Below are 14,193 nucleotides of genomic sequence, written 5' to 3'. Positions count from 1 at the left end.
TAGTTAACGCTACATCATTGGAGGTGTGCTCTGTGTACAACAAAGCGTACCTTTATTTGGCGCAATGAAGGAAACACTCTCATTTACAGATCTTGTTGTTCGTTGTCGGAAAAATGACCGACGCGCTCAAGCTATGCTGTATGAGAAGAGCTTTCCTGCGCTGATGAAAGTGTGTAGGCGCTATCGCAAGCAAGACGAAGATGCGAGGTCATTAGCCAACAGTTGTTATCTCAAAATTCTATTGAATTTGGAGAAGTATGACGAGGCACAGCCCTTTTTACCTTGGGCAATGACGGTAGCTGTTCGAGCGTGTATCGATGAATTGAGAAAGTCGAAGACATACAATGAACAGGTGTTGCTTAGCGACGAAGAACGTCCGTTTCGAGACGACTTCAACGATTCGGTTTCCAATGATGTTTTGAACACCATTTCTGCAGAAGAAGTGGATTTGGTGATGAACGCATTGCCTGAAAGACAAAAACTGGTGTTCAATATGTTTGAGTTTGAAGGGTACAAGCACGAAGAGATTGGAGAGATTCTCGAAATTTCCGTACGAACCAGCAAACGCTTATTACAAGCAGCTCGCGAAACGCTTCGCGGGCGGTTGATTCGGCGGTATCAATTGAAAGATGTGATTTGATGAAAAGCGGATTTACAAACTGGCTAAAGGCAAAACTCGATTCCTTCGAGGATACGCCAACTCCTTCCGATTGGGCGGCAATGGAGCAGATGATTAATTCTCAACCATCTCTGGTGGCGAAACCGTGGTATAGATCCCTCGGCGGCGTTTCTGGAATCGTCTTGTCCACGGCTGTGGTCATCGGATCCATTTTTTGGTTCACAAGTGAGAATGCGGAATCTACCCAATTAGATGCACAAACTGCACCCGCAATCGTCAATACCCCATCAGGATCTACTTCTAATCTTTCTCCTGCGACAATCTCAAATACTTCGTTAGAGAATAACTCTTCCACGGAATCTTCACCTTCTGTTTCTCCTTCTTCAGAAGTCACAAGCCCATTGGGTACTAATCGCTCCATAGGTGCAGATGCATCGAGTGAGAACACGATGGCTCGTGTCGGACAGAATGAAAATCAGGATGTTTATACCCGCAGGAATTCAGCATTGGAAGCAGGTGAATCGTCTCGAACACTCGCGCAACAACCGTCTTCGGAAGAAGGAGGTGCGGTTCCAACGACATCCGATGAGCGCTCCAATATCGCGTCTGCTGATCCATACGAGATCGCTTCTACGGAGTCAACTTTAGCTAATTCTTCAGATGAAAAAACGGGAAGTACGGCTGTAAATTCTGAATCCACTTTCGGGGAAAATATGGAAGTAAGAGGAGAAGGTGAAAGTATCACAACTCCTAGCCGTCCATCTTCCTCTTCTAATGATGCGAGCTCTAGTGAAGCCAATGCTGCCAGCGTTGCAGAGGAGATGAATGACAATGGAGGAGGGAATACAACGGCCACTGCCGAAGAGGCTGGAGCAAATCATCCATCGAATGCTGAGACCGAAGAAAAACCATCGTCTGCTGTCATTCGCAATTCTTCTAACCAGCCTTCACCATGGTCCATTACAGCCTATGGAACATTTGCTGCAACCTCAACACCACCAACAACCGCAGAAGGAAATGTTTTCTATGAAGTGACTTCTCCAGTGGGCTTTGGACTTGAGGCAGATTACCGCATCTATGGCTGGAAGTTCTCGAGTGGTTTGAGTTATCTCACCGAATCTCAGAAAACAACGCATTATGAGTATACCGAACAAGAGATTTTAAGCAGTCTGAGCTGGTTCGAGTGGGATACCACCTATACCCAAGTGGTCGATTCTACTTGGCAGATAACAGGGATCAATACCGGTAGGTGGGTGTACGATACCACTATGACCTACACGACTGACAGCATATTGAAAGAAAAAGGGGATACTGTTCTGGTGCGCACTGAAACAGCAGACATGAAACAAATGAATGGTTACCGCATTTCCGTTCCTCTGATGGTAGGTATGGAATGGGAATACGGGAAGTGGAGTACCAGTATTCAAGCTGGTCCCATTCTTACGTTCTCTTCTACCCAATGGTATCAAGGCGAGGTCTATCGTTCCACTCACAATAGTATAGGAGTGGATTTGGCGGCCAGAATGGAGCTGGGGTATTCCATTACACCGCACTGGCAAGGCATCTTCCGATTGGGGTATCGGACGAATGCTATGCCTTACAGCGATTATCGCAAAGCGGCGTGGACAAGAAATTCTGTTCCATTGTCATTGGGCGTTCGGTATAGGTTCTAGGGATAAAACTACAGTCACGGGTAAACCAAATGTGTAACTTCGCGTTACTGAATTAAATACAACTCCCGTGAAATACATTATTCCAATTCTTGCTATCGCAACTGCATCGTGCAATACCAGCACTGCTCCGTCGGCTTCTCAACCTGCTGAAGTTGCAGAGGCAAGAATCCAAGAACACAAACAAATGGATAGTTTCTACAGTTTTGAAATGACAACGCTTGATGGCGAACCCTTTAATTTTGAGCAATTGAAAGGCAAGCGTGTCTTGATTGTCAATACTGCTTCAGAGTGTGGTTACACTCCTCAATATGCTCAACTTCAAGAGCTTTACGAAGAGTACGGTGGAGAGAAGTTTACCATTATTGGTTTTCCAGCCAATAACTTTGGTTCCCAAGAACCGGGTTCCGATGAGCAAATTGCTACGTTTTGTCAAAAGAACTACGGGGTTTCATTTCCTATGATGAGTAAATCATCAGTAGTAGGTGAAGACATGAATCCGGTGTATCGTTGGTTGACATCAGCTTCTGCCAATGGAGTTTCCGATGGTGAAGTGAAGTGGAACTTTCACAAGTTTACCATAGATGAGAACGGCGTATGGACGGCTGAGTACCCTTCTAGTGTTTCTCCTTTGGACAATGCAATTATCGACTTTGCCTCGGGTAAATAATTCATTTAGAAGGGATATCCCACACTGTGTTTAAACATCATTTTAAAAAGAATTCCCACCTTTGCGCGGGAATTTTTTGATTCAAGACTCATGAAGTTAGATATACTTGCATTTGGAGCTCATCCAGACGATGTAGAATTGGGCTGCGCTGGAACCTTGGCAAAGGCGGCTGCCGCGGGAAAGAAGGTTGGAATTGTGGATCTCACCCTTGGTGATCTCGGAACACGAGGAACACCGGAGATTCGCTTGAAAGAAGCAGCCAAAGCTGGGGAGATCTTGGGATTGAGTGCAAGAGAAAATCTGGGATTTCGCGATGGATTCTTTCAAAATGACGAAGAGCACAAGCGCGAAGTGATTCGAATGATTCGCAAGTATCAACCCGATGTGGTGATTTGCAATGCGCCTTCCGACCGTCACCCTGATCACGGAAGAGGTTCTGAGCTTGTGGTAGAAAGTGCTTTTTATGCGGGGCTACGCAAGATTGAAACTGTAGATCAAGGTGTGAAGCAAGAAGCATGGCGCCCATCTAAGGTATATCACTACGTGCAGTTTTATGATCTAAAGGTTGATTTCAGTGTAGACGTTACAGGATTTGTAGATCAAAAAATGGCTTCGATTAACGCACATGAGTCGCAGTTCTATAACCCAAACAGCGATGAACCAAAAACGGTAATCTCATCCAAGCAGTTTCATGATTCCATAACGGGTAGAATGGTGGAATGGGGTAGAATCATTGGCGTAGAACACGCTGAAGGATTCATCGTAGATCGCACTCTTGGCGTAGATCAAATCACCGATCTTATTTAGAGCTGGCCAATTGGCTGTAGATGGTGAGCCACTGATTGGCTACCACCTCAGGTAAGAATGGCTCCACCTGCAACATTTTCGACTCTATCGTTGGATAGGGTTGAGAGGTGGATTCACGCATGCATCGCAAGAGGTCGAGATCATCGTCTACTCTGCTCCAAATGACCAGTTCATCTCGTAGGAAGGTTTCAGGGCCTCCACAACGCGTGCATATCAGCTTTTTTCCAAGGGCAATGGCTTCCAGACAAACCACAGAGAAGGTTTCCCTTCTACTGTTTACAATGACCGTCTGAACGTCATTTAAGGTCTTGAGAGAATCGTGATGATCTAGTCTTCCGTGGAAGATAACCGCATCACCGAGCTGCAATTCATCACTCAAGTCTTTCAGACGTTGTTCATCTTTTCCACCACCCATAATGTGGAGGGTGGCATCGGAATGTTCTGCTTTGAAGTTTCTAAACGCGCGAAGAGTACCGCTGATATTCTTGATGTTGTCATCCAAATCAGCTAGAACACCAAAGGAGAGTATGTTTTGCTGAGGTGGCTGGGAGTGGATACTCTCAGTGTCTACCACATTGGGGACGATTTCAATATCTTTTCGTCCGCTGGCTTTGATCATGGCATCCGCCAAGAAACCACTCACCGTGGTAACAACGTTCACTCTTTTAAGTAAAGCGATGGTCAGTGCTTTTGCAATGGCCTTTTTATTTTGAAAACGATGATCGAGGTAGCCCGACCAATGCTCTGTGAGGACAATGGGAATACTTGAGGCCTTGGCGTATTCGACCATAATCCACTGGTCATTGTCGGCAATGTGAAGATGGATGACATCAGGTTTTTGCCCCTTCCAAACCTCATTGATCAATCGGCGAATTGAACTCCACTTCTGACCCGTGTTTTGAAGCCTTTTACCTTCAGGGAAATAGTGTCTAATGGTGGGAATTCCATCTTCCGTCTCCGAGGTACATTTATACTTCTTAGCGGTTCCCCAATACAGCACGGCTTGTTCCGCAACACCTTTGCAAGCGATTATTTGATTCTTTACGAAAACTCCATTTTGAGGATCTTTTTCGTTCGGATACCACTTAGCGAGGTGAAGTATTTTAAGTGGGGTAGTGGGCAAGTGTTGAAATTGAGATTAAACCTGAGGCTGAACTAAGATAATCAAGCCAGTCATAACCGCTAGTTGAATCACGAAGATTATTACTCCCAATAGCAATCGAACAGGACCTTCTGTCCAAAGTTTACTCAACTTAATCTGCCAACCTATGGCGACCATAGCGATGGTAAGTATAATCTTTTCTATAGTGTGAACTAGATCGGTAAACGAATCTGGTAGTGGAAGAAACGCACCAATAGCGGAAGTGAGAATAAACAGCCAAAGGAAGGTAGGGATGAGCTTCAAGCTCGGCTTGTTTGTGCCATTACTTCTAGATTGGGTGAAGGCAAAAATCAAAGCGACAGGAAGCAGCATTCCCACTCGAAACATCTTAATGGTTGTGGCCCAAATTCCCACGTCGGAACCTAGTGTGTTTCCGGCGGCTACAGCCTGTCCCACGGCTTGCAACGTCCCCCCAGTGTAGAGGGCTTTTTCAATCACATTTAGATCCATATTGGCCAACACCGAAGGAATGATAATCAGACCAAGCACACCCAACAAGTTCACGATGGCGATTCCCGTGCCCGTACTCTTTGCATCCGCTTTGATAATTCCACTGATAGCAGCAATCGCAGAAGCGCCACAAACGGCATTCCCTACACCCAGAAGAATTCCATCGTCTTTACTCAGGTTGAATCGTTTGTAGAGAAGGAGTCCACTTATGATTGCAATAGTCATAACAGCGATGACGATCAATCCCGTTTCCCAGGGCGTGGAAGATTGAAATGCGATTCCCGTTTGTATTCCCATCAAGATGATGGCATAGGCAAGAACGGTCTTTTCGGAAAACACAATTCCCGGTTTCCAAGCTGAAGGTGTTTGAATCAAATTGCCACCCAGAATTCCGAGAAGCAATCCCCATACTACGCTGCCAAGTATTCCTGTAGTTTCTGATAATCCGTACGATAGGCCTGTAATGAGCACCATGACGAGCAGACCCTGAAAGTGCTGAGATTGAAGCTTCTCCATAATTCCTGCGAAGGTAAGGCAGGAAGACACAATTTTTTTGTGATAACCGTTTGGATTGTATTGTTGTTTTTACCTTATATTTGCGCCCTCAAATGGTGGTTGTAGCTCAGTTGGTTAGAGCGCTGGATTGTGGTTCCAGAGGTCGCCGGTTCGAACCCGGTCTTCCACCCGAAGAAAGCTTCATCGTACGATGGAGCTTTTTTTTTGCCTCGATTTTGCGGAGTTCCTGCAACTACCTCGCTTATTCTAGTAGAGGGGTAAAAGATTAGTTCTATGGACATTTCATCCAAAGAGTTTATCGAGAAGATATTCGACTACGAGAATGAGAAAGAGTGGTCGTTTAAAGGATCTAAACCAGCAGTAGTTGATTTCTATGCCGATTGGTGTGGACCTTGTCAGGCAATGGCACCGATGTTTGACGCATTGGCTTCCGAATACAAAGACAAGGTAGATTTTTTCAAGGTGAACGTAGATAATGAGCAGGAGGTATCGGGAGCATTTGGCATTCGAAGCATTCCTACCATTTTATTTATTCCTGAAAAAGGAGAGCCAATGATGCAGCCAGGAGCGTTACCCGCAAATGTCATGCGCGATGTGATTGAAAAGAGATTGTTGATATAAAGAGATCCACTGTAAGCAGATAGAGCTATGAAAGAGAGAGCAGTGGAAAAGCCGTCCTTAGGGGCGGCTTTCTTTTTTAGAATACAAAGTCGTATCCCTTTAATGTCATTTTGCGGTATTTCTTCTCATTGAACATGTACAGTTGAGAAGGCTTTTTGACATCTGAAGTTGGATCTGTTTTCTTCTCCAGTTCAATCAACAGTTCCGATTTTAATATTTTTCGTCTGAAGTTTCGTTTGTCGAAAGATTTGCCCAATGCACACTCGTACAAACTCTGTAGTTGATTCAGTGTGAACTCTCGAGGTAGCAGGCTAAATCCAATCGGTCTGCGCTTTACTCTTCTCTTCAGTCTTTCTCTCGCAAATTCAAGAATCTCGTCGTGGTCATATGCCAATGGAGGAACATCATCACTAGCGTACCAAGCGTGGTCATCTTTCCTCAATGAGGTTTTGAGTTGATCATCGAGTTTGACCAATCCGTAGTAGGCGATATTTACGACTCTTCCGGCTGGATTTCGGTACAGTCGCGCAAATGCGTTCAATTGCTCGAGATACCAATCGTCTTTTCCGGTGACTGTAGACAGCAATTCCTTTGCGGCTAACTCAACGGCAACTCCCGGTTGAACTACTCTGGTCGGTAAGATCAGTGCTCCACTAAAGGGTTCATTCTTCTTTTCAGCCACGAGAATTTTTAGGTCGTCGCCGTCAAAGCCAAACACTACAACACTCGTTACAAGGGCAGCGTGAAAATCCGATTCTTGAAAGTCTACTTGCATAACTTAGTGTCTAAGTTACACTTTGGAAAGAAGAATTCCACGGCCTAAGACAATAGTCCAGAAAAAAAATGTCCCGCTCGTAGGCGGGACATTCTGTTATCGTTTTGAAAACTTAGTTCGCTGCTTCAGCTACTGCATTCTCCAATTCAAATTCACTCAAATAGCGTTCTGCTTCCAAGGCTCCCATACATCCTGTACCGGCTGCAGTAATCGCTTGGCGATACACTTTGTCTTGTGCATCACCTGTAGCAAATACACCAGGTTTGTTCATAGAAGTAGATCCTGACTTAGTTTTGAGATATCCCACTTCATCCATGTCTAACTGACCTTTGAAGATATCTGTGTTTGGCTTGTGACCAATGGCTACGAAGAAACCTGAGCATTTGATCACCTTTTCTTCTCCAGATTCTCTATTCTTAACGCGAACACCTTCTACCACTTGGTCTCCCAAAACTTCTAAAGTTTCGGTATTCCAAAGCACTTCAATGTTCGGGTTGTTCATCACTCGGTGTTGCATGGCTTTCGATGCACGCAACTCATCGCGACGAACCAACATGGTTACCTTCGGACAAAGCTTGGCGAGGTAAGTTGCTTCTTCAGCGGCAGTGTCACCACCGCCTACAATCACAACTTCTTCCCCCTTGTAGAAGAAGCCATCACATACGGCACATCCAGAAACACCGTGGCCTTGAAGACGTTGCTCACTTTCAAGTCCCAAGTACTTTGCTGAAGCACCCGTAGAGATAATCACTGAACGGGCTTGAATCTGCTTCGATTGATCGATGGTCAATGTGTGATATTCACCCGGAATGTCCGTAAAGTGTACATCGGTTACGAGACCAAATCGAACATCGGTACCAAAGCGCTCAGCTTGTGCTTTGAGGTCTTCCATCATTGCCGGACCGTCAATTCCTTGCGGATATCCTGGAAAGTTTTCTACTTCCGTGGTGGTGGTTAACTGACCACCAGGCTCCATTCCCGTGTACATAATGGGTTTCAAATCGGCTCTTGCCGCATAAATTGCCGCAGTATATCCCGCAGGACCACTACCGATAATCACACATTCGTGTCTTTCAATATTGTTGTCGCTCATGACCTATATTTTGATATCGAACTTTTTCTATTGCCAAAAGTAGGGCAAAGATTATTGATGAAAGTAATGACGTCATTGATAGTTTCAGCTTACAGGGTGGGGGAGGTAATAGTGGGTTTAGTGGGTTTGTAGGGTTTAAGGAGTTTATGGGGTTTAAGGGGTTGGATGCGGGGTGACGGTTGGCGGATGCTGGGTGGAGGGTGATAGATGATTGATGACGTATGATGGGTGACGTATGATGGGTGACGGATGATGGGTTACGGATGACGGATGACGGATGACTGGAGATTGAAGTAAGGATATCGGAGGCCGTCGCCCTTAGCCTGAAGCCTATTCCGTTATTTAGACGAAGTGAGACTTTTCAACAAATTATCCAAGTGAGATTGGGACATATGTTCGCAGAAATCCTTAGTGGGTAAACAATTAGCCCACCTCCCCGTTGGTGACAACTTACGCCAATCAAACCTTCCAACCTAGCTTTAATCGAGTACAAACGACAGTATACGTTTACATACGTTTCCAGTTGGAGCAAAAGGAAACCCCGACAAAACTGTCGGGGTTGAGGTATCAAATGTGTAGCAATTAGAAATTGGCTCGAACGGACATCACAAAATTTCGTCCCGCTCCAGATATGCCTGAACTATACGGACGATAACGTTGATCCGTGAGGTTCTCGATTCCGGCGCTTACGGTCATATTTTCGGTGACATTGTAAGCCGCTTTGATGTTAAGAGTGTACCAAGATGGAGCATAGTTGTTGCCGTTGTCATCCTTGGCGTAGATCTCATCCTTCCCTTTCTCACTATCGGATAGATTGTCGTAGCTCTGTTCCCCTTGGTATTGAGTATACAACTGAAGCTGAAGCCTATTCGCGGTGTATGTCAGGCGACTTGTACCAAAGAACGGAGCAGCGTGGCGTGATGGACTTAATTCTCCATTGTCCATTTCTTCTTGACCTTTCTGGTAATTCACTCGAGTAGAGAAGCCGAATCCCGCTGGAAGTTTAATTTCAATTCCCGCTTGAACGCCATATACGCGTGCTTCAGCAGCATTTTGAATAGCCTGAACGCGACTAAGCATGCCATCGTACATCATGCTGTCAAGTCCATTAAGCTGATAGTCTCGGCGGACCAATGCGTTTTCAAGGAATGTATAATAGCCACCAAGGTCAACTCGGACGGTTTTCCCAAATGTCTTGGCGATGTTCACGTCAAAGTTGTAGGCATACTCAGCTTCCAAATTCGGATTGGGAACCACAACGGAACCGGGCTCTGAATCGAACACCTTACCAATGTCGTCTATGTTTGGTGATCGAAAGGCAGTTCCCAGATTGGCGCTGATTACCCATGTTTGACTAGGACGGTATACAGCGCCAATGCTACCTGTCAATGCGCCATTGTTCAATTTCGTTGTTGTGAATGGGAACGGATAGAAGGTGGTGTCGAAGTCGGCATTAAGCATATACTGGTTGTAACGCAAGCCTGCTTGAATCGTCGTATGCTCATTCACGTGATATTCATCGTTCAGGTAAATGGCAATAGAGGTCCAATTGGATTGCGGATACCGTGCAGGACCAACGGATTCAGCTCCAGTGGTAATGTCTGTGATTCGACCACTTGATTGGACGAGATTGGTCACGTATTCCACTCCATAAAAGAGGGTATGCCCTGGAGTTACTTCTCGGTTGAAATCAATGTTAACTGAGTACGCTTCCACTTCTTCTGCATTAGTGGTGCGATCCGACTTGTTGAGCGAACGATCAATTCTACTCTCTTCAAAGTGTTGCTGAGCCACACGTATAGTCATTTCATCATAAATTGAATTACGACCATAATGCGTGGCACTCAGGTTGTTCATCATCCAAACCTGCGGACCATACTTCCATTCGGCATAGCGAGCAGTACCGTTTCTCATGCGGTTGTGTCGGTCATACCTTCCGTACGAAGAGGTCTCTGAATAATGGAATCCATATTCAAAGTTCCAGTTTTCATTCGGCTTAAATCGAACCTTTTGCATGAAGTTTGTTTGCGAGTAGGCCGTTGGAACTTGAAGCAAAGGGTCATCTTGAGTAACAATCACATCCGTACTGTCTATTCTATTGACATGATAGGGTTTGAGGTAATCGTCGGGACCATTGGAGCCCTGACGTAGGTGATCGAAATCCCAAGTGCTAAAACTGGTGACCATCGCCCATTTTTTCCAACCGACATTTATGTGAAAGTGCCCTGTTTTTTCGCTATTGGCCGATGAATATCTAGCCGTTGCAGACCCTGTAATAAGGGGTTCTCCATCAAGCGATAACTGCGGGGTAAGCGTCTGAAAACTCATCACTCCTCCAATCGCGTCACTTCCGTAAATCACCGAGCCAGGTCCAAATAATACTTCTGTATTTTCAGTAGCAAATGGATCAAGACTAATGACGTTTTGAAGGTTCCCTCCTCTAAAGATGGCCGTATTCATTCGGACGCCATCCACCGTGTAGAGGAGACGATTGGTGGCAAAGCCACGGATCATAGGACTACCGCCACCTTGCTGACTCTTCTGAACGAAGACTTGCCCAGAGATAGACAACATGTCTGCGGCGGTTTGGGGATTTTGAAAAGCCACTTCACGTTGTGAGATGGTGGTGATTTTGCTCGGAACATTGTCCGAAGTCTGACGCCATCTCGATGCAGAGGTTACTACTTCTTGTAGTCCCATCTGCGACAGTTCAAGGCTCACTTTAAAACCCTCAACTTGTAGTTTTTGATAGGTGGTGATGACAGGAGCATAACCGAAGGTTTGAATTTCAATTTTCTCGAATCCCTTCATTTCAGAGATATCGGCTTGCCCATCTGCATTGGTGACGGCATAAGCACGTGGGACTTCACTGAAGATTGTGACGAGTTCAAGGGGTTCACCGTTTTCTGCATCAAGAACGGTAAGGGTTTGGGATAGGCCTATGGCAGACACACCCATGAATAACAAAGTGTAGATATACTTTATCATGATTGATTTATTCTGTTCAAATTTCTCCAGAGATGGAGATACAACATGCTTAGGATTGGCAGGTTGCTACGAACAGAGGAGGAGGGCTACAAATGTTGATGTGACCACTTGAAAGGTGCATCGCGTATGCCGTATTATGAGTTGAACTCAACGACAGAGGCTGCGTGAATTGAACGGTAAAATTATCCTTGTAAAGAGAGGAGTAAAAATCCTTTATCAGTACTAATTGATCTTGCTGAGTGGGATCTTTTTTGTGAATATCGATGAGCAGTGTGGCCAATTGCCTCTTGAGTTTACTCTCCGCCTCATCTCGGTAACAAACGTAGTACACACTATCCCCTTGGTTAGAGCTGCGAACCACATCGTACATCGTTTGGTTCCACTCAAATTCTGTAGCGTGTTCCCACTTCAGATCTTCTGCTTCTCTCTTTGAAAAGGATAAGTGAACCAACTCAGACTCATCCATACCCGCGAGCATCATTCGCTTTACTTCTCTTTTTACCTCTCTTTGCCGAGATTTTAAGTAGAGATAGCTCACAGCTGCAGGTGCTGCGAACGCGATTAGGAGTACTATGGAAAGAATCTGTCTTTTCAAGGGGCAATTTCTCCTTACAAAGGTACGCTCCCAGTGGAAGAATTGCTATTCCTTCCACTTTGATGTACATCACTTTCAGTATTTAGTGACGTCAATTGATGTTGAGTCTTTGTAATTTACCACCTCAAAATAATCTTCTATTCACCATGAAAAACGCTTTTGTTCCAGTTTTGATGTCTGTGTTCCTCAGTGCATTGATTTCTTGCTCGCCTTCAGACTCCGCTCCTTTAGAGAAAACAACTTCAGAAGAAGTATTTGAAATGGAGGAGGTGCCGATGGAAAAGGAGGAGAAAGAGGAGAAAGAAATGCCCGTGGTAGATTCTGTAAGCGAGGTAGTGGGTGATGAAATTACTACTCCAGCAGAACCTGCCGAAATGGATAGCCTCAGAAGGAAAATCTTGGATCGATTGCTTCAGGAAAAAACAATGAATAGAGGTCTGGATACTTCAAAATAATTAACAATGAAGAAATTACACTACAAGTTAATGTGGATCGGCACCGTTGTGTCGGCTCCACTCTTCGCCCAATTATCACCTAGTACCGAGCGAGTAATTGAGCATATCTATGAGGAGAAGATTGAATCGCGTAATGCGGAATACAATCTCATGGAGAACGCTGGTATCGAGGCGGGTTCCGGTGAAAAAAGAATAAATGGAGCGAGTAATCGCCGAGGCGCGGAGATATCTATTGCTGTCAATCCAACCAATCCAAATAACTTGGTTACCAGTTTCATGTTGGATTCAGTTGCACTTAGTTTTCCAATCTACTATAGCAATGACGGAGGTTCATCGTGGACGAAAAGCAGTTTCGATTCTCCGGGATTGCTCAGTCAGAATTATCCCGGACAGAACATTGCGGGGGGAGGTGATCCCGTCTTTGAATACGATGCGCTGGGCAATGCGTATTTCAGTTGGATTTACTTAACCTTTAATCCAAGCCGAATGGACACTGCTTACATGCGAATGTTCTGGGCGAAATCGACGGACGGCGGAGCGACTTGGACAACCCAAGGTACTACCTTGATCGGTGAGGGAGCATTTCTGTTGAATGGCGGTGGAATTAGTGGGATTGCTGAATTTGGTGATGGGATTTTCGACCGTCAGTGGTTTGATGTCGACAGAAGTGGTGGTCCAAATAATGGTACTGTTTACTGTACAACCTACTATATACCTCATGCTACAAGTGCCATGGCCAATGAAGGAATGGTAGTGAGCAAGATGACACCGGGAACAAATACTTTTGTTCGAGCTGGATATGCGGATACAGGATCTACCCAGTTCGGAAATGTGATTGTCAATCAGAAGAATGGCAATGTGAATGTGTCCTTTGTAGATGTGGCGAACAATCAGATTAAGTTTGCTTCTTCTACAGATGGCGCGCAAACTTTCAGTACTCCTGTGGTTGTCGCTCAAGGTGTGAATGTGTTTGGAGGTGGTGGTATTGTGCATGGTAGAGAAAATGCAGCAACAAACCTAGCCATTGATTCTGCGGGTAATTTGCATCTCGTTTGGAGTGATTTTACCGGTGGACAATTCGATTCATACTATTCTAGATCAACAGATGGAGGTCAGACTTGGAGCACACCTACTGATTTAAGTGTATCTCTTGCAGGTCGCAATCCATTTATGCCAACTGTCGCAGCTAGTCGCAACCGGGTTTGTATCTCGTACTATGATGTCAACTCCAATAAGGTGTCTAATTATCGCTATGCCATTTCTGATGATCTCGGCGTAAGCTTTACTGATTCCGCTACACTTTCTTCAGGAAGTACGAATTTCAGCTCATTTGGTATACAGTCTTTCTTTGGTGATTACAACCGTTCGGTAATGATGGGTTGTAAACTCTTTACAACGTGGGTAGATGGACGAAATGGTGTACCTATCGCCTATGTAGCGGTTGTAGATGTTTGTAATTCTATCGGTGTGAGCGAATACAGTGCGCTTACTCCTAATTTCAGTGTCAGTGGGGCTTATCCAAATCCTTCTAATAATGAGATTCGATTCACGGTAGATGCCTTACAGTCAGGGGATATTTCATATCGCGTCTACAACCTCACAGGGCAAGAAGTAGCGCAATCGGAAGTGTCGTATAGTACAGGCATGAATACGGTTACTATTCCTTCTGCGGATTGGAGTGAAGGTGCTTATGTGATTCTATTTGAGTCGAGCAATGGTGCTCAGTATATGCGAAAAGTTCACGTGATTCACTAAAACATCACCGCCATTTA

The 14,193-nt window shown here is 45.0% G+C and carries 13 protein-coding genes and 1 tRNA gene; 8 read left to right on the top strand and 6 right to left on the bottom strand.

The features are described 5' to 3' along the window. Nucleotides 1–64: 64 nt before the first annotated feature. From F8C82_RS07145 to bshB1, 4 genes are all read left to right on the top strand, one after another. The gene (locus tag F8C82_RS07145; RefSeq protein WP_151692858.1) at nt 65–640 is read left to right on the top strand and encodes an RNA polymerase sigma factor; all 576 of its coding nucleotides are present in this window, start codon (nt 65–67) and stop codon (nt 638–640) included. After that, nucleotides 640–2,292 carry a hypothetical protein gene (locus tag F8C82_RS07140; protein WP_151692857.1) on the top strand — a complete coding sequence of 551 codons (1,653 nt, stop codon included), beginning with the start codon at nt 640–642 and terminating at the stop codon, nt 2,290–2,292. The genes F8C82_RS07145 and F8C82_RS07140 overlap by 1 nt, the downstream gene beginning before the upstream one ends. 184 nt (nt 2,293–2,476) lie before the next feature. After that, nucleotides 2,477–2,959: a glutathione peroxidase gene (locus F8C82_RS07135; RefSeq protein ID WP_151692934.1), complete on the top strand. Its 483-nt coding sequence runs from the start codon at nt 2,477–2,479 to the stop codon at nt 2,957–2,959. Nucleotides 2,960–3,049: 90 nt separating this feature from the next. Beyond that, nucleotides 3,050–3,766, top strand: a complete 717-nt coding sequence (bshB1, locus tag F8C82_RS07130) for a bacillithiol biosynthesis deacetylase BshB1 (RefSeq protein WP_151692856.1) — start codon at nt 3,050–3,052, stop codon at nt 3,764–3,766. Here the strand turns inward: bshB1 and F8C82_RS07125 are convergent. After that, nucleotides 3,759–4,889 carry a glycosyltransferase gene (locus F8C82_RS07125; protein ID WP_151692855.1) on the bottom strand — a complete coding sequence of 377 codons (1,131 nt, stop codon included), beginning with the start codon at nt 4,887–4,889 and terminating at the stop codon, nt 3,759–3,761. The genes bshB1 and F8C82_RS07125 overlap by 8 nt on opposite strands. Before the next feature lie 15 nt (nt 4,890–4,904). Next, the gene (locus F8C82_RS07120) at nt 4,905–5,894 is read right to left on the bottom strand and encodes a YeiH family protein (protein ID WP_151692854.1); all 990 of its coding nucleotides are present in this window, start codon (nt 5,892–5,894) and stop codon (nt 4,905–4,907) included. A 94-nt stretch (nt 5,895–5,988) separates the two neighbouring features. Between F8C82_RS07120 and F8C82_RS07115 the strand changes: the two genes are divergently transcribed. Both F8C82_RS07115 and trxA read left to right on the top strand, forming a co-directional pair. Further along, nucleotides 5,989–6,064: transfer RNA gene (locus tag F8C82_RS07115), tRNA-His, on the top strand. 103 nt (nt 6,065–6,167) lie between these two features. Beyond that, nucleotides 6,168–6,515, top strand: a complete 348-nt coding sequence (gene trxA, locus F8C82_RS07110) for a thioredoxin (RefSeq protein ID WP_151692853.1) — start codon at nt 6,168–6,170, stop codon at nt 6,513–6,515. A 76-nt stretch (nt 6,516–6,591) separates the two neighbouring features. Here the strand turns inward: trxA and F8C82_RS07105 are convergent, their stop codons facing one another. The 4 genes from F8C82_RS07105 to F8C82_RS07090 form a co-directional block, all read right to left on the bottom strand. Further along, entirely contained in the window at nt 6,592–7,290 is a 699-nt protein-coding gene (locus F8C82_RS07105) for an NUDIX hydrolase (protein ID WP_151692852.1), read from the bottom strand. A gap of 112 nt (nt 7,291–7,402) precedes the next feature. After that, nucleotides 7,403–8,383 (bottom strand): thioredoxin-disulfide reductase, encoded by a 981-nt coding sequence (trxB, locus tag F8C82_RS07100; RefSeq protein WP_151692851.1) that lies wholly within the window; start codon nt 8,381–8,383, stop codon nt 7,403–7,405. Nucleotides 8,384–8,965: 582 nt separating this feature from the next. Next, entirely contained in the window at nt 8,966–11,371 is a 2,406-nt protein-coding gene (locus tag F8C82_RS07095; protein ID WP_151692850.1) for a TonB-dependent receptor plug domain-containing protein, read from the bottom strand. Nucleotides 11,372–11,420: 49 nt separating this feature from the next. Then, nucleotides 11,421–11,966, bottom strand: a complete 546-nt coding sequence (locus F8C82_RS07090; RefSeq protein WP_151692849.1) for a hypothetical protein — start codon at nt 11,964–11,966, stop codon at nt 11,421–11,423. Nucleotides 11,967–12,112: 146 nt separating this feature from the next. On the opposite strand from F8C82_RS07090, the gene F8C82_RS07085 reads away from it, so the two are divergent. Together F8C82_RS07085 and F8C82_RS07080 are read left to right on the top strand one after the other, a co-directional pair. Beyond that, nucleotides 12,113–12,421: a hypothetical protein gene (locus tag F8C82_RS07085; protein WP_151692848.1), complete on the top strand. Its 309-nt coding sequence runs from the start codon at nt 12,113–12,115 to the stop codon at nt 12,419–12,421. Nucleotides 12,422–12,427: 6 nt separating this feature from the next. After that, nucleotides 12,428–14,176: a T9SS type A sorting domain-containing protein gene (locus F8C82_RS07080; RefSeq protein WP_151692847.1), complete on the top strand. Its 1,749-nt coding sequence runs from the start codon at nt 12,428–12,430 to the stop codon at nt 14,174–14,176. Nucleotides 14,177–14,193: the final 17 nt, after the last annotated feature.

Source organism: Phaeocystidibacter marisrubri, assembly GCF_008933165.1.
Taxonomy (GTDB): Bacteria; Bacteroidota; Bacteroidia; order Flavobacteriales; family Schleiferiaceae; genus Phaeocystidibacter; species Phaeocystidibacter marisrubri.
This window is presented reverse-complemented; position numbering and strand designations above follow the sequence as displayed.